The sequence below is a fragment of the Niallia laureatilytica genome (assembly GCF_046613985.1).
Lineage (GTDB): Bacteria > Bacillota > Bacilli > Bacillales > Cytobacillaceae > Niallia.
In genome coordinates this window covers 73751-95222 of sequence record NZ_JBKKHP010000009.1, presented here as the reverse complement: position 1 = coordinate 95222, position 21472 = coordinate 73751, and the positions used below count along the sequence as shown (strand labels likewise).

Below are 21472 nucleotides of genomic sequence, written 5' to 3'. Positions count from 1 at the left end.
TTAGATAATTTGTATTATTTTGATTAAAATGATTAATTTTTCCTATAATTTGTCATTGTTACCTCTACAAAACTACCAATTTATCGACAATTTATATTTTACATTATTTGTAAACCTCTTCATTCACAGCTTACTCCTTTCAAGACAAAATCACTAAATTTTTTTAGCAATATAATAAATTCCCCTTTTTTATTCCATAAAAAAACTAGCCTAATCATTTTCCGGCTAGCTTAACACTTCTATACAGCTGTTATTCTTCAGATGGAATATTTAAAATCTTAACTGTCTTAAATGCAGGTATAATCTTAAAATTCAGGTTCCAATTGGAAGAAACTACTTCAAACTCCTGGTCTGTGACAGAAAATTGCATTACTACATCATTTTCTTCATCCAGCAGGACATAAGAATTCTGATTTGCGAACATTTTGTAGGATCTGTCCGCTAGAAGCGTCCAGCCATTTAATAATTCATGCGTTTTATTGGCCAATCTTTCTCCTCCTTTTTCTTTCCTATAATCGATTGTCATTATAACATGCAGTCTGCCCAATTTTTCCGTTTTCTTTCAAGAACACATTTTTAATGTCAAAGTTATGCAGAGATTATGAGTCTGCATGGGATGATCCATTTCAATATTGAGATTTCCTCTCCAAAATATATATATATAATGATTAGAGTTTACTTAGTCCATCATTGAGGAGCTTGGAACATGTACAATACAATTTACCTAGTCAACTTCAGTTTTTATAAGATTATGGAGGACAATGTCAAACTGATCGATACTCATGTAAATCAGCAGGCAACAGAGAATAAAGAAAGCTTGGAGAGCCTTTTACGACTGCTTGGGTTTGAATTCATTGGCAATGATGATCTTTGGGGAGTTAGAACAGATAACATCATTATCATCGCTGAAATAAGCCAGAAAAAAAGCAGGGCCAATAAGCACTACCCATTTCAGCCGCTTTAATAGCAATCATAAAAATAGAAATGTCTTGTGCCATTTAATGAGGAGCACTGAAGTTGTACGTTGAATAAAATAACACATCAAGTTCCTGCACAACTAATGTGCAATCAGCCCCTTTCCCCATTGTTCAGTTTCAAATTCTAAGAATGGAACAATATAAATCAAGCTGGCAGTAAGCAAACGAACGAGCCTAGCCTTTGAATTAAGAAGTGTTACTGTTAACATTCTCTGTATTTTCATACATAGAATACGCAATTTCAAAAAAACCTCTAATCGGCTGCTGCTCACTCATGGGGAGTTGCTCTTTTTCAACACGGGGACTTATAAATTCAGATCAGGTTATACTATCTGTAAAAATTTTTTAAGGAGGCATCACCTATGATTGATAAAGTCTGCACCATTGGACCTGCAAGCAGCAAAGAAGAAATCCTCCAAGGGCTTGTCGAAAAAGGAATGACTATTATTAGGTTAAACATGTCACATGGCAGCCAAACAGATCATCTCGCTGTTATAGAAGCGGTTCGAAGCATAAGCAAGACAACAGGAATTGCCATCAAGATACTAGGAGATTTGCAAGGGCCGAAAATCCGCTTAGGAAAAATAACGGGAGATAAGGTATTGTTGAAGGATGGGGACAGCTTCATGCTGACCGTTGATGAAATAGATGGAGATAACACACAGGCAAGTGTTGATTACAAGGGGTTTATCCAAGATATAAAGGTTGGAAGCAGAGTCCTTATTAATGATGGTGAGGTAGAGCTTCATGTTGTTGAAACAGGGGAAAGCACCGCCAAAACGATTGTTAAAGCAGGGGGAAGCATCGCATCTCGAAAAGGTGTCAACGTTCCAGGAACATCCCTGTCGTTACCTGCTATTACAGAAAAAGACAAAGGGGATATTGAGTTTCTGTTAAAGCATGATATAGATATTATCGCATGCTCCTTTATTCGAAAAGCAAATCATTTACAGGAAATAAGAGAATATATAAAAACATTCACCAACACTCCGCCAAAGCTGATGGCAAAAATTGAGACATTAGAGGCAGTATCCAGCTTTATTGATATTTGTGAAGCAGCAGATGCTATCATGCTGGCAAGGGGTGACTTAGGTGTGGAGCTTCCTTATTATTGGATACCTCTCTTGCAAAAAGCGATACTTGCTGAATGTAATAAAAGCGGAAAATTCGTTGTGACTGCTACACAAATGCTTCAGTCTATGACAGAAAATGCTGTTCCTACAAGAGCAGAAGTAACAGATGTATTCCAAGCTGTTTTAGACGGCACAAATGGTGTAATGCTTTCAGCAGAGAGCGCTGTCGGAAAGCATCCGCTAGAAAGCATTCATGTGCTTACCACAGCAGCTGCTTTCTCTGAACGTTTTAAACAGACTATGCCTGACAGCTACACTGATCTCATCGATTTACTAAAGCAAGAACTATGATATACAGCTGGAGGATCAACCTCCAGCTGTATTGTCATTTCCTTAAAGGAAGCCACTCAAGCACATCCTGAATTTTTTTATCCCAATATCCCCATTCATGTTCTCCTGGAGAGAATTCATACGTATAGTCAAATGCAGTATGTTCACAAGCCTGCTTAAACCGCTTATTATCTTCAAATAGAAAGTCCTCTGTACCGCAGCATTGGTAAAGGGAAGGTTTCACGTTCTGATCCTTTACCTTCTCTACAAGAGAAAATAGATCATGCTCTGTCCCTCTAATGCTGTTTTCTCCAAAGATAAGCTGATAAAGGCCACCTTCTGATCTATCTTGAAGTGTTTCTACATCCATTGCACCTGAAAGGCTGGCTGCTGCGATAAAACTATCGGGCTTATTCAGAGCCCATTTGAATGCTCCATAGCCGCCCATCGACAGGCCTGCCACAAAATTATCTTCCCTTGCTTCTGATAAAGGAAAAAAAGACCTTGCGACCATAGGCAGCTCCTCTGTCAAAAAAGTCCAATATTTGTTGCCGTAAGCCATATTTGTATAAAAACTTCTGTCAACCTGCGGCATAACTACTGCTAAGCCAAGGGGTGCCGCATAGCGCTCAATAGATGTCCTTCTTGTCCATATCGTGTGGTCATCACTCAGCCCGTGAAGTAAATAGAGTGTCTGGTGCTTATTCCCGCTGACAGTATTTTTCATGCCAATTTGTGCGTTTGTTTCCTGCGGCAGAATTACTGTCATCGAAGTGCTCAATTGCAAGCTTTCAGAGAAAAAATCACATTTAATCAATGCCATATTGCCTGTCACCTCTCCTATTATTTAAACGCTTTCACATAAGGGAATTATAGCCGTTTTTTTCCTGTTTGGGAATTCATCTGCTCTTTCCATCCCTTTCCTAAAAGAGAAATACAAGCAGGCTTAATGAAACATATTTTTTTCTGTTTTTGCAAAAGCTAAAACAGAATCCTTATCGTTATGAAGGAGAGAAAAATGTGGACATAAATTGGTATATACTGTGTGCGGCAATTCTGTCAGGGGCAGCAGGATGTACACTCGTGCTTTGGAAAAAGTTCCAGTACTATAAAACAACCCTTCTCATTCATGCGGTGCTTTCCATCCTGCTTTGTTTATTCTTTTATTTTAATGGCTTTTACCGCTATGCACTTCCCGTCAGCTATATTCTGCCAGCTGTCGTAATAAATTTCGGGCTGTTTATTACATTTCTAATTCGATTTGAACCGAAGGGAGATACATTCCGCTTCTATTTTGTCTTAATTACCTGGACCTTCAGCCTTGAAATTGTGCTGGAATACTTCGGCTTTATCCGTTTTAGAAATGGCTGGGATTTTTGGGATTCTTACAGCCTTTATTGGATTTATGCAAGAATATTTAGTCATATCGGCAAACGATTGGTCCCGATGGATGGAAGAACACCTGTCAATATTTCCAACCGAGGATTTCGTACTCTTTATTACATGACCATCTTCTTTTTCTTTATCGGACTGTTAATCTTGCTCCGAACTGCTGCCTAACATGCTAAAAGCACAGCAAAAAAAGCTTGAACAAAACGCTTCAAGCTTTTCATCACTACATAAAGGTACTTGTTTGGACAGGAAAGAGCTGACCGTCAATGGAGAAGGAGATTCTCCCTGTTTCTTCTGAAACAACGATAACCAATGCATCTGTCTGCTCAGTTATGCCGATAGCTGCTCTATGTCTTGTACCGAGTTTATCTTTCCCATTATAAAATTGAGACGTAGGAAAAATATTAGCAGCCGACACAATCATATCTTTATCAATCAATACACCGCCATCATGTAGCGGGTTCCCTGGATAGAAAATGGCTTCAAGTAGGTTGGAAGACAGTTGTGCATTTAAGGTAATCCCGGAATGGACGAAATCCTCTAAATTATCCTTTCTTTTCATAGCAATCAGCGCACCATGCCGCTTCTCCGAAAATTGCTGGGCAGATGCCGTAAGCATCTCCATATAATCTGTGAACGGCTCCAAATAGGATTGCAAATAGTAAGAGGCTGCGAAGCTGTGAATGCTTTTAAACTGCTTGTTCATTTTCTCAAAGTCATTTAAAACACAGCAATCTCGTTCACCAATGGAGTCATACAGGCTATGGAGATTTGCTAATAGAGAATGCAAATCTGCTTTAAGCTGACTCTTAATAAAAAGCGGCATATTCATATCCTCTGCAGACAAGCTAACACTCCTTTTTCCTCATGCTCCTTTTTCTATACTATTTCCACTCTATTGCCTTTCTATTCAGCAGCTGCTTGTTGGTGAAGGAATGAAATTCTCCTAATAAATTTGGTTTTTTAGCATATTTACCTTTCTTATGAAGGATTTTCCACTCTATTAGCGAAATGATAGACAAGACATAACGAAACATCAACATAAGGGGTTGATTTAGATTGCAATGGAAAAAAATGATTATCTGGCTTATCGGGATAGTGATTGGAATTGGGGGATTGACTGCCTCCGTCGTTTTCGCTGTCTTGATATTCTTAGAAAAAGATAAACCTTTAGAATCAAAGAGTGAAAAGCCTGCCGTGAATGCAGCTTCTTCTCAGTCGGCAGGGTCAGAAGATATGAGCACAGAACCAGTCCATGAACCAATGGATGAAAGCATCGTTACATTGGCTGACGGCTCAAGCGGCCATGACTTTATCTCTGATTGGCATGATTTCTATAATGAAACACTAGGCTGGGGTAAACTTGAGACAGCGGATTATACAGAACAAAAAGAAGCGGCAGAAAGCATACTGTCCCAAGCTGAGAATATGGTCATTAATAACAGTCAAATCTCTGCTGATTTAGACCTTATTAAAGAAGCGGCAAACCTTGTAGCAGCAAACGACAATCGAGATGCTATGCGCAGCCTCCATCGATACTTTCACGACTTAGACATATATTTTAATGGCTACGATTATACCCAAACTTTTGGTGTTACTTCCTTTAAAGGAGAATAACGAACAATGCCTAATTTTTTCGCCTGTTGAAGAAATTAGGCTTTTTTATTTCATTGTTATAGCGTTTATGAAAGATGTGCGTCGCAGCAGGAGACAGAGGCGGAATCAGCCAAGCCCAATTTCCAGTTATATCCCGGCCTGCCTCCTCCTCCTTGCCTTCAAATATTTTAAACTGCTGTGCCGCTGTATGATGATCAACAATGGTCACACCTAATTGCCGAAATGATTCCAAAACGGCAATATTCAATTCGACAAGCGCCTTGTCTTTCCATAAAGAGGCAGACTTTTTCGTTTGAAGTCCCATTGCTTCCCCAATAGCTGGAAGCATATTATAACGGTTTTCATCAGCAAGGTTTCTTGCGCCGATTTCTGTTCCCATATACCAGCCGTTAAATGGGGCTGCAGTATAAGAAATGCCGCCAATCTCCAGCCTCATGCTCGAAATGATCGGCACAGCATACCACTGCAGCTCTAAGTCGGCGAACCAGCTATATTCCGGATGGCAGATGGGCACTTGTAATACAAGCTCTGCCGGGATTTCAACCAGCTTCGGTTTATTTTGATTGATTTGCACGACGAGCGGCAATATATCAAAATTCGTTCCCTGCCCTTTCCAGCCAAGTGTCTCACAGTATTCTGTAAAGGAGATGGAATCAGGATCTCCTACTATTCCATATTTTGTATTATAGCCAGCATAACGAAGCAATTGATGATTCAAAATATGGAAAGACTCGCCTGCTTTCTCTTGCGGAAATACAGTGATAGTCGGCCTTATTTTTCCCCCATTAGTTGCATACTCCATATGTTCAAATAATGAATTAATCATTTCCTCTTCCGATCGTACAGATCTCCTATCGATTACATGGAGATTCTTCCAAAATAATCTGCCGATACAGCGATTGCTGTTTCTCCAGGCAAGCATTGCACCATATGCCAGTTCTTCATATGTATGCTCATAGTATCCTTGGGATAAAATTTGCGATTTTATTTCTGCCAATCTACCTTCAATCCGATCATTTTGCTCCCATTCAGAGTAGCATAATTGAATAAAGGCTGAAGCTTCCTCGAATAAATCAATTTCCAACGAAAGTCCTCCTGTTTTAAAAAGTCTTTTTTATATTTTACAATTTTATGGAGAAAAACCATCATTTCAAAAACCGTCGGACAAGCTTGAGCTGCTGATCTGTATATGGAGGAAAGAGGTCTGTCATCTTTAAGCTTTTCCCCCTTTTTAAAACACTTCTCTTATGGGAAAAAGCCTCAAAGCTGTAGATACCATGATAGGAACCAATACCTGAGGTTCCAACGCCTCCGAACGGCAAATTAGGATTTGCCAAATGTGTCAGTGTATCATTTATGCTGACACCGCCAGATGGGACAGTGTTTAGCCAATACTCTTCCTCCATCTTATTTTGTGTGAAAATATACATCGCTAGAGCCTTTGGCATGCTTGTTACCTTTTTTACTGCTGCCCTTTTTTCTGAATAGCCGATAATCGGCAAGATTGGTCCAAAGATTTCATCCTGCATGGAAGGTGAATCCCAGTCAGCACTTATTATTGTTGGCTCAAGGAACCTTTCGTCTTCCTTCCCGCCACCGCCATGCACAATGCTTCCTTCTTCCGCTTTCATAATTTGCTGAAGCCGCGCAAAATGCCTCATATTAACAATTCTTCCGAAATGCTCACTTCTTTCAACTGATTCTCCATAAAAACGAGTTATCGTCTTTTTCATTTCCTCGATAAGTTCATCCTTTATACGTTCATGTGCTAACACATAATCTGGAGCGACACAGGTTTGTCCTGCATTGACTGTCTTTCCCCATATAATCTTGTCAGCAGCCAGCTTTATATCTGCCGTTTCATCAACAATCGCCGGACTTTTGCCTCCTAATTCTAACGTTACAGGAACGAGGTTTTCTGCGGCTGCCTTCATAACAAGCTTCCCAACAGCTGGACTTCCCGTAAAAAATATATAATCGAATTTCCCTTGAAGGAGTGCCTTGTTCGTTTCTACTCCTCCTTCGACTATACACACAAAACTTGGATCAAATGTGGCTGAAATCATTTCTGTTACAGTCTTTGATACAGCAGGTACTAGTTCGGACGGTTTTAAGACAGCACAGTTTCCTGCTGCGATTGCGCCAATGAGCGGTTCAATCAGAAGCTGAAACGGATAGTTGAAGGGACCAATAATCAGCACTGTGCCATACGGCTCGTGACGGATATAGCTTTTGGCTGGAAAAAGCGCTATTGGCGAGCTTACTTTTTTTATTTTTGTCCATTTTGATAAGTTTTTTATCGTATAGGTGATGCTTTGCAATACAAAGCCTATTTCTGTTGCATAGGACTCAAATGGATGCTTGCCTAAATCTGATTGCAAAGCATCTATAAGCTTTCCTTCATTATCAAGAATAGCCTGCCGTAATTTTTTAAGCTGGTTTATTCGGAAGCTAACATCTAATGTTTGTTTTGTTTCAAAAAACTCTTTACTCTTTTTTATGATTTCTTCCACTTCATACAATTCAATGTCTTTTTCGTTCATATCAGGTCCCTTTCTGAAATTAGATTATAAAAAAAGGAGAATCCTTAACAGATTCTCTATGTTGTCATATGCTGTCATGCAAGATAGCCATTGCTTGTTTTAATTTCCCGATCGGTATTTGTCCAGGAGCAGAGGCTTTTTTGGCGGCGCCAAATGTAAGAGCCGAACCAAAAGCTTCGCCGGCAATACGGCTTATAGCTCCTTGTCCTCCCATTGACATAGCTATGATTGGTCTGTCCGCATATTTCTCTTTCATCGTATTTACTGCATCCAACAGTGTAATCACATCTTGCATGCTTTGCGGCATGAGTGCAATCTTAGGCAGGTCCCCGCCCAATTCCTGTGCCTTTTTCAGCCGGGCAATGATTTCTTCTTTCGCCGGTGTCTGACCAAAATCATGATTGGAAAGGATGACCGCAACTTGGTGGTCATGAGCAAACTTAATAAGCTCCACTACATCTTCTTCTTGCCCAAACAGCTCCACATCTATTAAATCAGCAGCTCCTGAACTTGCTGCCGCTTTATTTATCATACTATAAGCTTCCCGCTCAATCTCTCTTTCGCCGCCTTCCTTCTTGCTTCGGAAGGTAAAAACAAGAGGCGTATCACCGATCCAATTTCTAATATATGTGAGCGTACGAAGTACTTCGTTTACATCGTCTCCATTTTCAAAAAAGTCAACGCGCCATTCAATTACATCGACTCCTTCGCTCATCAAAAATTCTGCTTCTTCCTTAAGCTGGCTTGCTGTTTCACCAATTAATGAAACACAGATTTTGGGTATGCCTTCACCGATTGTAACAGCTCTAATTTTTAACGGTCTAACCATTTATGCACCTCTATTGTTATTGTTGATCTTCGTTTTAATTACCTTGGTTCATATAAATCCCAAGCATATTTTAAAGAATCAACAATATAATCTGCAATTTCTTCCATATCCTTGCTGTCTGTATCTACCTTCGAATGGTGGTCAGCATAAATTTGTTTCCTGCTGTTGAACAGCTCCTCCATATCATCAAGCGATTTATCCTTAAGGACAGGTCTGCTGTCAATGATAAGATTAATTCGATCCTTCCAAGAATCCCAAGATAGGTCTAGATGGATAACAATACAGTTGTCTAAGCAAGCCTGCTTAATTTCTTCCTGCAAGAAGGAACCGCCGCCAAGTGAAAGAACAAGGAGCTTTTTTTTGCTCAGCTCTGTCACCACTTGCTTTTCTTTTTCTCTGAATGCTTTTTCTCCAACCTGTTCGAAGATTTTTGAAACAGGCATGCCATACTCTTCTTCAATAACATGATCTACATCCAAAAAGTCGCGATACAGCTTTTTGGCAACTATCTTCCCTATACTTGTTTTGCCAACGCCCATAAAGCCAATGAAAACTACACTTTTTTCCCTTAATGGTACCCGATTGTTTTCCAAGATGATGCCTCCTACTATTTTCGTGACAGCAAAATATTTTTTACGTCGTATTCTACTATTCATTATAAAATAATTATAGGGCTAATCCTAGTTTATTCTTCTGAATATTCTATTGTCTGCATGCATACATATGATTGATTGGATGATGATGAAAAGAACTGCCTCTTTCTCAATCGTTGTAAAATTTTCTCCTTTATCATTCAATTCCCTGTAATAGCTGTTCTATTTTCTCTGCTGTGTAACCCCTTTCTTTCTTATCATTACAAGAATCTTTCATTTTAGCATTCTATCATTCAAAAAAAGTTATTTATAATAATTATAAAATAGTATTGATTTTTTAATTATAGATGATATTATTATGTACATAAGATAAAGAACCAACAAATTATGAGGTGATTATATGTCAAACAATAAACTAACTACTAGCTGGGGTGCACCAGTAGGAGACAACCAAAACTCTATGACTGCTGGCGACCGCGGACCAACATTAATCCAAGATGTTCATTTGCTTGAGAAATTAGCTCATTTTAACAGAGAACGTGTACCTGAGCGTGTTGTTCACGCAAAAGGAGCTGGCGCACACGGCTACTTCGAAGTGACAAATGACTTAACAAAATATACAAAAGCTAACTTCCTTAATGAAGTAGGTAAAAGAACTCCAATGTTCATTCGCTTCTCTACAGTTGCAGGTGAGCTAGGTTCTGCTGATACAGTTCGTGACCCACGCGGTTTCGCTGTTAAGTTTTATACAGAAGAAGGTAACTATGATATCGTTGGTAACAATACGCCTGTATTCTTTATCCGTGATGCAATCAAGTTCCCTGACTTTATTCATACACAAAAAAGAGATCCAAAAACACATTTGAAAAACCCTACTGCAGTTTGGGATTTCTGGTCTCATTCACCAGAATCACTGCACCAAGTTTCAATCTTGATGTCTGACCGCGGTATCCCTGCAACACTTCGCCATATGCATGGTTTCGGAAGCCATACCTTTAAATGGGTAAACAAAGAAGGCGAAGCTGTTTGGGTGAAATATCACTTCAAGACAGAGCAAGGTGTGAAAAATCTTGATGTTGCAACTGCAGCAAAATTAGCTGGTGAAAACCCAGATTATCATACAGAAGATTTATTCAATGCTATTGAAGCTGGCGACTTCCCTGCTTGGACATTATATGTACAAATCATGCCTGTTGAAGATGCTAACACATACCGCTTCGATCCATTTGATGTAACAAAAGTATGGTCTCAAAAAGACTATCCATTAATTGAAGTTGGTCGCATGGTGCTTAACCGCAACCCAGAAAACTATTTTGCTGAGGTTGAGCAAGCAACATTCTCACCTGGAACATTCGTACCAGGAGTTGAAGCATCACCAGATAAAATGCTTCAAGGCCGTCTGTTTGCATATGCTGATGCACACCGCTACCGTGTTGGTGTTAACCACAATGCACTTCCAATCAACCGTCCGCAAAGCCCTGTGAATAACTATCAACGTGATGGTCAAATGCGCTTTGACGGCAATGGCGGAGGCTCTGTATATTATGAGCCAAACAGCTTCAGCGGTCCTAAAGAATCTGCCGAGGACAAAACATCTTCATTCGCAGTTTCTGGAGTAGCTGACAGTGTTGCATATGATCACAATGACCATTACACACAAGCTGGCGATTTATACCGCTTATTATCAGAAGAAGAGCGTGCTAGATTGGTAGAAAACATTGTTGGTGCAATGAAACCAGTAGAATTAGAAGAAATCAAACTTCGTCAAATCGGACACTTCTACAAAGCAGATCCAGAATACGGAACACGCATTGCAGAAGGACTTGGCTTAGCTGTTCCTGAAGCAGTAAAATAATTAATTTCTCTCATATAAGCCCTTAACATTTATTTGTTAAGGGCTTTTTGCATTTTTTCTAAGTCAACTTAATACATATTCATTGAAAAAATCTGGTACAAGCTATACTCTTTAAATATGTAAGGGCTTTTAACATGGCCAATTTAAACCTTTAGAGGAGCTGATAAGATTGTCATTAACACTTAGCAGTACAAAAAAACTTAGCAATGGTGTAGAAATCCCTTATTTAGGCTTAGGAGTCTTTCTTGTGAAAGATCCTGCAGAATGTGAAAATGCAGTGAAAGCTGCGATTAAAAACGGCTACCGTTCCATTGATACGGCAACCCGGTATGAAAACGAAAGCTTCGTTGGCAATGCACTACAAGCAGTTGATGTGCCGAGGGAGGAATTATTCATTACAACAAAGGTATGGCTGAGCGACTTTGGCTATGAAGAAACGAAACAAGCACTGCGCCGATCATTGCAAGAAATGCAGCTTGAATATCTTGATCTTTATCTTATTCACTGGGCTGCTCCAAACTATGCCGAAACATGGCGGGCAATGGAGGATTTGTACGAGGAAGGACTTGTGAAAGCCATCGGTGTGTGTAACTTCCAAATTCACCATCTTGAAAAGCTTGCAGAAACGGCAAGAATTACACCGATGCTGAATCAGATTGAAACACATCCTTTATTCCAGCAAAAAGAATTACGCGAATATATGGAAAAGCATGGGATTGCACATGAAGCATGGGCACCGTTAGCTCAAGGCAGAGATGGACTTTTTGAAAATCCGACATTGCAAGGTATCGGAGATAAATACGGAAAATCAACAGCGCAAGTTATGCTAAGATGGCATCTTCAAAGAGATACAATCATCATTCCGAAGTCTGTTCATGAGCATCGCATTATTGAAAATGCCAATCTGTTCGACTTTACTTTAACTGATGAAGATATGAAAGCGATTGAGCAGCTTGATACTGGTTCACGTGTTTTCGGTGATCCTGATGATATTGAAAGATTAACTGCCTTACAGCAGCAATAAAAATAAAGAATGCAATGGCTAAAAAGCCGCTGCATTCTTTTTTTGCTATTCTACTGATTTTTTGTTAGTAGACGCCCACTGGTTATCAGTAGCTGTTTTTTCTTCTCTTTTACTTGTAACTTCTGCATTAGCTGCAGCCCATTGATTATTTGTTTTTGTCTTTTTTTCCTTCGCCATGATTTTGCCTCCCATGCTAATGATATAGTGATGCATAATTAGTATGAGATAAAAAAGAGCAGATTATGAACAATCACAAGCAATTTCGCAACAAACACAAACTACCATGTTCATCGCATATGTCTCCTAGATAAAATTGCTGTTCTGTAAAGCAACTGGTGTCAGCATTTCAATTTTTCCATATTCTTTTACATGCACTTATTTAATTAAAGTTTACTTGACCCTATTATGTGTCAAATTGAAAATTATGATATATTGTTTGTATGAAAAATATTTCTCAAATCAGCAGAATTTCCTTAAGAGATCAAGTTTACCAACAGTTAAAGCAGGCCGTAATTCATCTCGAACTCGCCCCTGGCGAAAAGATCAGCGACAAGCTTCTTGCTGAACAATTCGGCGTCAGCAGGACACCAGTAAGAGAAGCGTTGAAAAGATTGGAGGATGAGGGACTAGTCATATCTTCTCCTGGTTCAGAAACAAAGGTTAGCTTGATTGACATTGAACAGGCTAAACATGCCTTTACAGTCGTTGCAGCCTTAAATGCTTTAGCTGCAAAACTCGCTCTGCCTTATTTAACGGAAGCACACTGCAAGGAACTAATCACCTTAAATGAAGATTTTGAAAAAGCAATAATGAAAGAAGATAAATATGAAGCAATTAAAAAAGACGATCAATTTCACTCTGTGCTATTGCATGCATCCAATAATCCAGAGATTGAAATGGCGCTTGAGCGCCTTCTTCCGAAAATTAGAAGACTTGAGTTGCTTAAATTTAATAAGGTGGACGGTCTTTCATCCATCCGCCAACATAACGAAATAATTGCCTGCCTCGAAAACGGAAACCACCAGGAGCTTTCAAAGCTTGTGGAAGAAAACTGGCTGAGTCTGGCATCCTACTTAACAAAAGTATAAAAAGACCAGATGATTGAAATACCTCAATCACGCTGGTCTTTTCGTTTACCCCTCATAAGCTAGTATAGTGGAGAATAGCATCTCTTAAAAAAACAGCTGCACCTTGTTCAACCTTATCGTAATAGGCAGTAAACCGCTCATCGTCCACATACATTCTGGCAAGATTAGCATGAGCTTCTTTGCTGTAGGAATTCCAATAAAACGTGAGCCAGCGCTTATGAAGCTCTGCAGTCCTTTGTGCTGCCGCACTTTGTGGATCTCCTGTTTTCATTGCTTCTTTTAATCTTTCCAACACCTCTTCCCCAAGCCTTTCTGCTTCTGTGAATTCGGCTTCTGTCATCTTCAGCAATTTCTTGTTAGACTGATCGATTGTGTCCTCCCCATACTTTTGTCGAAGCTCTTCGCCATACTTCTGTTCGTTTTCTTCGACCATTTTTTGCTTTAAACCTTCAAACCTGTCTTTATCGCTCATTCTCACTCTTCCTTTCGTCTCTTCTAACGTTTTGTCGACATTTTGAATAATCATGTCTATACGGTTTCGTTTTGCCAGGAGATTCGCCCTATGTTCCTCTAACGCTCCTTTAATATCAAAGGAAGGGGAAGAAATAATTTGTTTAATATCCTCTAAACTGACTTCAAGCTCTCGATAAATCAAGATTTGTTGAAGCAGCTCTACCTCTTTTTTTCCATATATACGGTAGCCTGATGAATTGACCCTTGCCGGCTTAAGCAGACCAATTTCATCATAATACCTTAATGTTCTGGTGCTGATTCCAGCTATTTGACTTAAGCTTTTAATCGTGTATTCCACTAAGCATCTCCTCCTGACTATTTCATCTTAAAGGTTTACGCAGCGTTAATGTAAATAGGTATTTTGAAAAAAATATTAAAATTTTTATTTTATTATGGCACAAAAAAAAAGGCCGGAAACCTCCAAAGCCTTTTAAATATTTCAGCGCTTAATATTTACTGTTGTTACCTCAAACTTATCATATCGATGCCTTGAAAAGGAATACTCGAACGGAACTCCATTGTTTAAAAAACCCACATGCTCTACTTCCAAGATAGGGTCATCCTTCATACATACAAGATGAGCTTGATCTAACTCATTGGACTTGCATGCCCGTATCTTACGATGTGAGCCGGCAATCGTGAGACCTAAGCTTTTCGTGATATGCTCATAAATGGAACCGTCCAATATCTCATCCGTAATGCCTGTAATAAGGGTTGTCGGCATATACGTTATCTCCATAACGTAAGGCTCCCCGTTTACAAGCCTTAACCGAATCAAATAGTAAACAGGTGTTTTCAGGTCGATAGCAAGATGTTCAGCAACGTCTTCTGATGGAAAACCAACTTCAAACTTAATGACCTTGCTTGTCACCTGCTGCCCCTCCATCAGTCTGGACAAACCTGTGACCTCATTGCTCAATACATTTACGCGGCTGTCTTGAATGGCTGATTTGACAATAAATGTGCCATGTCCTCTTTTCCGGTAAAGAAGCCCTTCAAGGACCAATGTGTCAAGCGCTCTTTTCATCGTCATCCTGCTGCAGGAAAACTCTTTCGAAAGAGTTATTTCATCAGGTATTGGCTGATCGAAAGCATAGTAGGACTCTTTAATTCTTTTCTTCATTTCTGCTGAGATTGCTTCGTACTTGTTCATGATGGAACCACCTTAAAAAATAGATAGTTATATTATAAATTTATTGGTTTGAAATTGTTAGCTATCCCAGTGTTTTTTTGAAAGATGGCTTTATAGTCCAGAATGGCGAAAACACATGTAAGGGATACGCTGCAGGGATTCACTGCTCCGAGCAGCGTAAATCCTCCTGTAAGAAATTCTAGTAAAGGGCATCTTTCTTATTTCTGTCCAACTATTCTTCCAACCATTCATCAACTACATTATGATAATGAGACTGTTTCTGATTCCTCCAGATTTTCGCCGTTTGCTGCAATAACTTCTTTGTACCAGTTGAAGCTCTTCTTTTTGTAGCGTTTTAAGTCTCTTAAATCTGTCTCTCCTCTGTTGACGAATATAAAACCATAGCGCTTCTCGAATTGTCCGCCTGAGCTTATTAAGTCTGTCGAGCCCCATGTCAGGTAGCCGAACACTTCCACTCCTTCTTCCATCGCTAGCTTCATCTGTTTAATATGTTCTCGCAAATAATCGATGCGGTAATCATCTTCAACTGTGTTTTGCTCATTCAATTCTTCTCTAACGCCAATCCCGTTTTCTGTAATAAAAATCGGCAGCCTGTATCGCGCGTACATATCCTTCAGACTAACTCTAAAACCAATAGGGTCGATCGCCCAGCCCCATTCATTCGCCTTTAAGTTCGGGTTAGGCGTGATACCTGAAATGATTGCATCCTCTTTGACTTTCTCACTGCTGACAGTCTGACTTTGATAATAGCTGATACTAATATAATCAACAGTATTTTCTTTAAGAAGTTCTGCATCGCCTTCTTCAAAATGAGGCATAATGCCTTTTCGCTCAAGATTGCTTGTCACATAGCTTGGGTATTCACCGTTTGCAAACACATCTAGATAGAAATCAACCAGCAGTTCTTTTGCTTTCATGTTGGCAATAACGTCTTCTGGAAGACAGCTGTTCGGGTATGTCGTCATATACGTGACCATTCCTGCCATTTGACCACCTGGCACAAGTTCATGCAGTGCTTTGACTGCTTTTGCATGTGCAATAAAGGAATTATGTGTAACTTGATAGCGCAACGCCTCTTCATTGTCTGCTTCATCAGTAGAAACGCCCCAAAATTGAAGATTTGTTAATACAAGATTCTGCTCATTAAATGTAAGCCAATATTTGACCTTTTCCCCATAACGGGCAAAGACTGTGCGTGCATATTTTTCGAACAGGTCAACAACCTTCCTTGATGCAAACCCGTTGTATTTTTGTGCAAGTTTTAGAGGAAGATCAAAATGATATAAAGTAATAACAGGCTGAATGCCGTTTGCAATCATTTCATCAAATAAATCATCATAGAATTGCAAGCCTTCCTCGTTCGGCTCTCCTTCTCCATCAGGGAAAATCCTTGCCCATGAAATGCTTGTACGATATGCATTAAAGCCCATTTCTTTAAAAAGAGCAATATCCTCCTTATAGCGGTGATAAAAATCAACTGCAGTTTTCCAATCAGACTGCCCCTCTTTCACAGGTCTTGCATCAACAATGGAAGGACCTTTTCCGCCCTCATCCCATGCACCTTCTGTCTGGAAGCTTGTCACCGCTCCACCCCATAAAAAGCCTTCAGGAATAACAGATTTCTTTGTCATATTAACCTCTCCTCTTCCTACTAGTTATTTTTATATGAAACTGCTAACTTACCAGATTGGCACAAAAGTATTGATTTCTTCCAGCACTGCTTCTATTTCCTCTAAAACAGAAGCGTTTAACTCTAGGCCGGATGCCTTCACATTTTCTTCTACCTGTCCAGGTCTGCTTGCCCCTATAATGGCTGAGCTGACATTAGGCTGTCTTAACACCCACGCTAATGCAAGCTGTGATAATTCCACTCCTAGACCATTCGCAATGGCTGAAAGTTTCTGAACACGTGTCAGCACTTCGTCATTCAAGTAGCTTGTAATCCATTTATTTGTTTCTTCATTTGCTGCACGGCTTTCAGATGGCACTTGCTCGTTCGGCTTGTATTTTCCTGTTAAAATACCTTGTGCAAGCGGGGAGAATACAACTTGGCCAATTCCCTCCTTCTCACTGACAGGAATCACTTCTTTCTCAATATAGCGGACCATCATATTGTAGATTGGCTGATTAGAGATGAGCGGTCTTAAATTCTTCTCTTTGGCAATATGTGCAGCATCGGTTATTTGCGCTGCCGTCCATTCGCTTACACCTGCATAAAGAATCTTTCCTTGTGCAGTTAGATCATCGAGTGCTCTTAAGCTCTCCTCTACCGGAGTTTCCGAGTCAAAGCGATGGAATTGATACAAATCTATATAGTCTACACCTAATCTCTTCAAGCTTGCATCACATTGCTCCATAATATGCTTTCTCGACAGTCCCCTGTCATTCGGACCATCTCCCATCGGGAAGAAAACCTTTGTTGCCAGCACGTAGCTTGAGCGGGAATAATCTTTTAATGCTTCCCCAAGGACTGTTTCTGCAGCTCCCTTATTATAAGCATTTGCCGTATCGAAAAAGTTGATGCCAAGATCATATGCCCTGTGAATACAAGCTATGGACTGCTCCTTTTCCACTGCGCTTCCATATGTAAGCCAGCTGCCTAGTCCAATTTCACTTACTCTTAAGCCAGAGTTTCCTAGTTTTCTGTACTTCATTTCTAATCACCCAACCTATTCGTTTTTTTTAGCCATGCTTATGTGAGAATCTGCCACAAATGTGACAGCTTCCCACAAAGTTTTAGATCATCAAATTAGAAACGCTTACAATTATATTATAAAGGGTTCAAAATAAATGTCTATACTTTATATAAATTAGAATAGACATTTAAGTTTCATCCTACTTCCAAAGATGTATGCTGAGACGTATAAAGATGCCAATATTGTCCTTTTCTTTCCATTAATTCATCATGTGTGCCTTCCTCTGCAATTCGTCCCTTATCAATGAACAAAATTCTTGTTGCACTTTGAATGGTAGAAAGGCGGTGAGCAATAATGAAGGACGTTCTTCCTGCAAGCAGTGTTCCTAAGCCTTTTTGGAGAGCAAGCTCTGTTTCTGTATCAATGGAAGAAGTTGCTTCATCTAATATTAAAATTCTTGGGTCTGCCAGCAGTGCTCTTGCAAAGGAAATAAGCTGCCTTTGTCCTGCAGAAAGCCTTGTTCCTCGCTCATTTACCTCTGTTTCATAGCCATCCTTTAATGTCATAATGAAAGCATCGGCCTGAACCGCTTTTGCTGCTTCTATTACTTCCTCATCGCTTGCATCGAGACGTCCGTAGCGGATATTATCCATAATTGTTCCCGAAAAGATAAACGGATCCTGAAGCATAATGCCCATTTGCCTTCTGAGTGAAGGGATTGTTACTGTGCTGATATCCACCCCGTCTATTTTAATTTTGCCTCCATTCAAGTCATAGAAGCGGCTGATTAAACTAACAATGGATGTTTTCCCAGATCCTGTCGCCCCGACAAGCGCAATCGTCTCTCCAGGCTCAGCCCTGAAATGCACATCCTTCAAAACCCTTTCCTCTCCTTCATAACCAAACTCAACATGCTCAAACTCGACTTTTCCGTTAATTTGCTGAAGCACTTTTCCATCTGGATTATTGCGCACTGTCGGCTTTTCATCCATCATTTCAAAAATTCGCTCCAAATAAGCCATTGCATTAATGATTGCATTATAGAAGTTGCCGATATTGGAGATCGGCGTCCAGAACATCCAAATATATCCGACGAACGCTACTAAAGCACCGACGGTTACTCCTTGCCCAATCATCGAAATCCCTGCAACATAGATGAAAGATACTGTCAAAACAGAGATGTTTTCAATCGATGGCCAAAGAAGAAACTGAATATAGACAGCTTTCATCCATGACTTTTTGTAGCCTTTAGATACATCTTCAAAGATTTTCTTGTTCTCTTCCTCCCTTGCGAATGCTTGGGTTACCTTCATGCCATTGATGCTTTCATGGATATAGGCGTTCATATTAGACTGTTTATTGCTTAAGTCCTGCCAAGCCTTGCGTTGAGCATTTTTTATAAAAAAGATAACAATGGCTAACAGAGGGAAACCAACCATTGCATAAATAGCCAAACGTACGTCGATGGCAAACATAAACCCGATAATGACAATCAAGCTAAATATATCCGTAATCAAGTTGATAAGCCCATTAGAAAGAAGATCACTAAGTGAATTCACATAATTGACGACCCGCACCAATATTTTTCCGTGGGGACGATTATCATAAAAGGAAAAGGACAGTGATTGAATATGTGTAAACAAGTCCTTGCGAATGGTCTTAATAACATCCTGACCAATCTGGGCCATCATCCTGATCCGGTACTTCATACAAATTCCTGTGATAATCAGCGCTCCTAAATATATACCTGCAAGCAGCGACAGTCCGCCGATATTCCCTTCTGGAATTTCTTTATCGATTGCCTGCTTGATGAGATAAGGACCAATTAGGTTAGCACCGCTTGCCACAAGCATGATAAGAATCGTGACGATGATTTTTTTCTTATATGGCTTTATATAACCAAACAAGCGCTTTAGATGAGCAAAACTAAACGGGGTTTCTAACTCCTCATCCACATCGAACTTATTCCGTGCCACTAGATCACATCCTCATCTCTGTGCTTTTGTTCGAAGTTTCCATATTGATTTTTATACACATTAAAGTAATAACCCTTCTTCCGCAGGAGTTCATCATGTGTGCCTCGCTCCATAATTGCGCCATTATTCATCACCAGTATTTGATCTGCATCTTTTACAGAAGAAATTCTATGGGCAATGATAAAGCATGTTTTGTTTTTTTGAATAGATTTCAATGTTTGCTGAATTCGGTGCTCTGTTTCCATGTCAAGGCTTGATGTTGTATCATCAAGAATCAGGATGGACGGATCTTTTAAGATAGCTCTTGCCAGTGCAATCCGCTGCCTTTGTCCGCCAGACAGTCCGACACCTCTTTCCCCGACAATGGTGTCATAGCCTTCTGGCAAATCTTTAATAAAATCATGGGCATCTGCTAATTTTGCAGCAAGTTTAACTGCTTCATTAGATGTATTGGGATCACCGTAAGCAATATTGCCTTCAATCGTATCAGAAAACAGGAAGATATCTTGCATAACCATTGCCATTCCTGTGCGGAGCTGCTGCAGCTCCCAGTCCTTCACATTTCTGCCGTCAATCTTGACCTCACCGCTTGTCGCATCATAAAAGCGGCTAAGCAAATTAACCATTGTTGACTTGCCTGCTCCTGTCGGTCCAATGATGGCTAGTGTTTGACCTGGCTTCACTTTAAAGCTGATATCCTTCAAGATGGGTTCCTCTCCATAGCTAAAGGACACCTTATTAAACTCCACGACGCCTTTATAGTCGCCAATTGGAACAACGTTATCGAGACTGGCTATTTTTGGCTTTGTCTCTAGGAGATCCTCCACCTTTTCGGCAGATGCTATAAAGCGCTGTACATCATTTAGCAGCCAGCCAGCCATTTTCATTGGGTTGCTTAACGCCCATATGAATGAATTAAACATTACTAGCTCTCCAAATGTGAGTGTGCCTTTAATAACCATCACACCACCGGCAAAAATCATCAGCACTGTCAGCACACCAGCCAAGGAATCCAAAATCGGCAAATATTTTTCCCAAATTTTTGATGATTTTAAGTTCTTATCTTTAAATCCTTCATTGGCAATCGAAAATTTAGCGATTTCATAATCTTCTTTCGCAAAAGCCTTTACTACCCTGTTTCCACTGATATTCTCTTGAACGACTGAATTTAATTTCGCAAACTGGTTGCGAATCTCCGTAAAGGTCGGCCGGACATCCCTTGTCAGCCTGAAAGCGAAGAAGCCAATCACTGGTGTTACAATCAGGAGAGTAAGCGCCAAGGGCGGATGTATATAAAACATAAAGGCAACTGCAAACAGTAAAATGGTGGCGTTTTCAAAAATCATGTAAATCGTCCATGCTGTGAAATGCCTGACCGCTTCCATATCCCCTGTCATTCTTGCCATAATATCGCCTGTTTTAGTACGGTCGTAAAAGCTGAAATCCAATCTGTGCAGGCGGTCATACAATTGTTCTCGTATATTGTAAATAACATTTTGTGAAACATTCTCAAAAATCATCTGATACGTATAGCGGATTATCGTCCTAATAAATGTTCCAGCAATCATGATACCAAGTATCGGCCACAGCAAATGAAGCTGCTTGCCATACATAACATCATCCACCATCTTCCCAGCCAAATAAGGGTTTAACACACTTAAAGCTGATACGATGACTGCGCAAAAAAGGCCGATAGCTATCTTAAGACGATAAGTATGTAGAAACCCCCATATCCATCGCAGACTATGCATCTAGTCGGCTCCCCCTTCTATCTTTTTTTCCTTTACAGCAGCATGTATTTTTTAGCTCCCTCCCTTAAAACAAACATTACCGAATAATCATATTAGCGTTACTTGCTTTCTATGTATGTCCT

21 protein-coding genes are annotated in these 21472 nt (G+C 39.9%); 7 read left to right on the top strand and 14 right to left on the bottom strand.

What is annotated here, in order from left to right; all coding sequences use genetic code 11:
• Positions 1-250 precede the first annotated feature (250 nt).
• Positions 251-487 (bottom strand): hypothetical protein, encoded by a 237-nt coding sequence (locus tag ACLIJJ_RS19695; RefSeq protein ID WP_233316540.1) that lies wholly within the window; start codon positions 485-487, stop codon positions 251-253.
• Between the two features lie 219 nt (positions 488-706).
• Here ACLIJJ_RS19695 and ACLIJJ_RS19690 point away from each other — a divergent pair, with 219 nt between their 5' ends.
• On the top strand, positions 707-964 hold the full coding sequence (locus ACLIJJ_RS19690; RefSeq protein ID WP_233316541.1) for a hypothetical protein: 258 nt from the start codon (positions 707-709) through the stop codon (positions 962-964).
• A gap of 375 nt (positions 965-1339) precedes the next feature.
• Positions 1340-2401: a pyruvate kinase gene (gene pyk / locus ACLIJJ_RS19685; protein ID WP_237941864.1), complete on the top strand. Its 1062-nt coding sequence runs from the start codon at positions 1340-1342 to the stop codon at positions 2399-2401.
• A 34-nt stretch (positions 2402-2435) separates the two neighbouring features.
• Here pyk and ACLIJJ_RS19680 read toward each other — a convergent pair whose 3' ends face one another.
• Positions 2436-3203, bottom strand: coding sequence for an alpha/beta hydrolase (locus ACLIJJ_RS19680; RefSeq protein ID WP_233316543.1), 768 nt, complete (start codon positions 3201-3203; stop codon positions 2436-2438).
• 197 nt (positions 3204-3400) lie between these two features.
• Here ACLIJJ_RS19680 and ACLIJJ_RS19675 point away from each other — a divergent pair, with 197 nt between their 5' ends.
• Positions 3401-3940, top strand: a complete 540-nt coding sequence (locus ACLIJJ_RS19675) for a hypothetical protein (protein WP_233316544.1) — start codon at positions 3401-3403, stop codon at positions 3938-3940.
• Between the two features lie 55 nt (positions 3941-3995).
• Here ACLIJJ_RS19675 and cdaS read toward each other — a convergent pair whose 3' ends face one another.
• Positions 3996-4619 (bottom strand): sporulation-specific diadenylate cyclase CdaS, encoded by a 624-nt coding sequence (cdaS, locus tag ACLIJJ_RS19670; RefSeq protein WP_233316545.1) that lies wholly within the window; start codon positions 4617-4619, stop codon positions 3996-3998.
• A 212-nt stretch (positions 4620-4831) separates the two neighbouring features.
• Between cdaS and ACLIJJ_RS19665 the strand changes: the two genes are divergently transcribed.
• Positions 4832-5389, top strand: coding sequence for a hypothetical protein (locus ACLIJJ_RS19665; RefSeq protein WP_341078435.1), 558 nt, complete (start codon positions 4832-4834; stop codon positions 5387-5389).
• A 10-nt stretch (positions 5390-5399) separates the two neighbouring features.
• Here ACLIJJ_RS19665 and ACLIJJ_RS19660 read toward each other — a convergent pair whose 3' ends face one another.
• The 4 genes from ACLIJJ_RS19660 to ACLIJJ_RS19645 all read right to left on the bottom strand — a co-directional run bounded on the left by ACLIJJ_RS19660 (position 5400) and on the right by ACLIJJ_RS19645 (position 9354).
• Positions 5400-6473, bottom strand: a complete 1074-nt coding sequence (locus tag ACLIJJ_RS19660) for a nitric oxide synthase oxygenase (RefSeq protein ID WP_233316547.1) — start codon at positions 6471-6473, stop codon at positions 5400-5402.
• A 61-nt stretch (positions 6474-6534) separates the two neighbouring features.
• Entirely contained in the window at positions 6535-7932 is a 1398-nt protein-coding gene (locus ACLIJJ_RS19655) for an aldehyde dehydrogenase (protein WP_251644720.1), read from the bottom strand.
• A 64-nt stretch (positions 7933-7996) separates the two neighbouring features.
• On the bottom strand, positions 7997-8761 hold the full coding sequence (gene aroD, locus ACLIJJ_RS19650; RefSeq protein ID WP_233316549.1) for a type I 3-dehydroquinate dehydratase: 765 nt from the start codon (positions 8759-8761) through the stop codon (positions 7997-7999).
• Between the two features lie 38 nt (positions 8762-8799).
• Positions 8800-9354 carry a shikimate kinase gene (locus ACLIJJ_RS19645; protein ID WP_396953777.1) on the bottom strand — a complete coding sequence of 185 codons (555 nt, stop codon included), beginning with the start codon at positions 9352-9354 and terminating at the stop codon, positions 8800-8802.
• A gap of 400 nt (positions 9355-9754) precedes the next feature.
• Between ACLIJJ_RS19645 and katA the strand changes: the two genes are divergently transcribed.
• Together katA and ACLIJJ_RS19635 are read left to right on the top strand one after the other, a co-directional pair.
• A complete protein-coding gene (gene katA / locus ACLIJJ_RS19640; protein WP_233316550.1) occupies positions 9755-11209 on the top strand; it encodes a catalase KatA in 1455 nt (484 codons plus the stop codon).
• 169 nt (positions 11210-11378) lie between these two features.
• Complete coding sequence (locus ACLIJJ_RS19635) at positions 11379-12233, top strand: aldo/keto reductase (RefSeq protein WP_233316551.1); 855 nt, start codon at positions 11379-11381, stop codon at positions 12231-12233.
• A 45-nt stretch (positions 12234-12278) separates the two neighbouring features.
• Here the strand turns inward: ACLIJJ_RS19635 and ACLIJJ_RS19630 are convergent, their stop codons facing one another.
• Positions 12279-12410 carry a hypothetical protein gene (locus tag ACLIJJ_RS19630; RefSeq protein WP_267913432.1) on the bottom strand — a complete coding sequence of 44 codons (132 nt, stop codon included), beginning with the start codon at positions 12408-12410 and terminating at the stop codon, positions 12279-12281.
• A 263-nt stretch (positions 12411-12673) separates the two neighbouring features.
• Between ACLIJJ_RS19630 and ACLIJJ_RS19625 the strand changes: the two genes are divergently transcribed.
• Complete coding sequence (locus ACLIJJ_RS19625) at positions 12674-13321, top strand: GntR family transcriptional regulator (protein WP_233316552.1); 648 nt, start codon at positions 12674-12676, stop codon at positions 13319-13321.
• A gap of 52 nt (positions 13322-13373) precedes the next feature.
• Here the strand turns inward: ACLIJJ_RS19625 and ACLIJJ_RS19620 are convergent, their stop codons facing one another.
• The 6 genes from ACLIJJ_RS19620 to ACLIJJ_RS19595 all read right to left on the bottom strand — a co-directional run bounded on the left by ACLIJJ_RS19620 (position 13374) and on the right by ACLIJJ_RS19595 (position 21350).
• Complete coding sequence (locus ACLIJJ_RS19620) at positions 13374-14132, bottom strand: MerR family transcriptional regulator (RefSeq protein ID WP_233316553.1); 759 nt, start codon at positions 14130-14132, stop codon at positions 13374-13376.
• A 141-nt stretch (positions 14133-14273) separates the two neighbouring features.
• Positions 14274-14987 (bottom strand): GntR family transcriptional regulator, encoded by a 714-nt coding sequence (locus ACLIJJ_RS19615; RefSeq protein WP_233316554.1) that lies wholly within the window; start codon positions 14985-14987, stop codon positions 14274-14276.
• Between the two features lie 239 nt (positions 14988-15226).
• Entirely contained in the window at positions 15227-16618 is a 1392-nt protein-coding gene (locus ACLIJJ_RS19610) for a glycoside hydrolase family 1 protein (RefSeq protein WP_233316555.1), read from the bottom strand.
• A gap of 48 nt (positions 16619-16666) precedes the next feature.
• On the bottom strand, positions 16667-17641 hold the full coding sequence (locus tag ACLIJJ_RS19605; protein WP_233316556.1) for an aldo/keto reductase family protein: 975 nt from the start codon (positions 17639-17641) through the stop codon (positions 16667-16669).
• A gap of 176 nt (positions 17642-17817) precedes the next feature.
• Entirely contained in the window at positions 17818-19599 is a 1782-nt protein-coding gene (locus ACLIJJ_RS19600) for an ABC transporter ATP-binding protein (RefSeq protein WP_233316557.1), read from the bottom strand.
• The gene (locus ACLIJJ_RS19595; RefSeq protein ID WP_233316558.1) at positions 19599-21350 is read right to left on the bottom strand and encodes an ABC transporter ATP-binding protein; all 1752 of its coding nucleotides are present in this window, start codon (positions 21348-21350) and stop codon (positions 19599-19601) included. The genes ACLIJJ_RS19600 and ACLIJJ_RS19595 overlap by 1 nt, the downstream gene beginning before the upstream one ends.
• Positions 21351-21472: the final 122 nt, after the last annotated feature.

What these genes read in the sequence shown, in the direction of transcription:
- aroD (WP_233316549.1), bottom strand. Translation starts at nt 8,761, where the DNA reads ATGGTTAGACCGTTAAAAATTAGAGCTGTTACAATCGGTGAAGGCATA.
- ACLIJJ_RS19615 (WP_233316554.1), bottom strand. Translation starts at nt 14,987, where the DNA reads ATGAACAAGTACGAAGCAATCTCAGCAGAAATGAAGAAAAGAATTAAA.
- ACLIJJ_RS19610 (WP_233316555.1), bottom strand. Translation starts at nt 16,618, where the DNA reads ATGACAAAGAAATCTGTTATTCCTGAAGGCTTTTTATGGGGTGGAGCG.
- ACLIJJ_RS19690 (WP_233316541.1), top strand. Translation starts at nt 707, where the DNA reads ATGTACAATACAATTTACCTAGTCAACTTCAGTTTTTATAAGATTATG.
- ACLIJJ_RS19625 (WP_233316552.1), top strand. Translation starts at nt 12,674, where the DNA reads ATGAAAAATATTTCTCAAATCAGCAGAATTTCCTTAAGAGATCAAGTT.
- katA (WP_233316550.1), top strand. Translation starts at nt 9,755, where the DNA reads ATGTCAAACAATAAACTAACTACTAGCTGGGGTGCACCAGTAGGAGAC.
- ACLIJJ_RS19595 (WP_233316558.1), bottom strand. Translation starts at nt 21,350, where the DNA reads ATGCATAGTCTGCGATGGATATGGGGGTTTCTACATACTTATCGTCTT.
- ACLIJJ_RS19680 (WP_233316543.1), bottom strand. Translation starts at nt 3,203, where the DNA reads ATGGCATTGATTAAATGTGATTTTTTCTCTGAAAGCTTGCAATTGAGC.
- ACLIJJ_RS19630 (WP_267913432.1), bottom strand. Translation starts at nt 12,410, where the DNA reads ATGGCGAAGGAAAAAAAGACAAAAACAAATAATCAATGGGCTGCAGCT.
- ACLIJJ_RS19655 (WP_251644720.1), bottom strand. Translation starts at nt 7,932, where the DNA reads ATGAACGAAAAAGACATTGAATTGTATGAAGTGGAAGAAATCATAAAA.
- pyk (WP_237941864.1), top strand. Translation starts at nt 1,340, where the DNA reads ATGATTGATAAAGTCTGCACCATTGGACCTGCAAGCAGCAAAGAAGAA.
- ACLIJJ_RS19605 (WP_233316556.1), bottom strand. Translation starts at nt 17,641, where the DNA reads ATGAAGTACAGAAAACTAGGAAACTCTGGCTTAAGAGTAAGTGAAATT.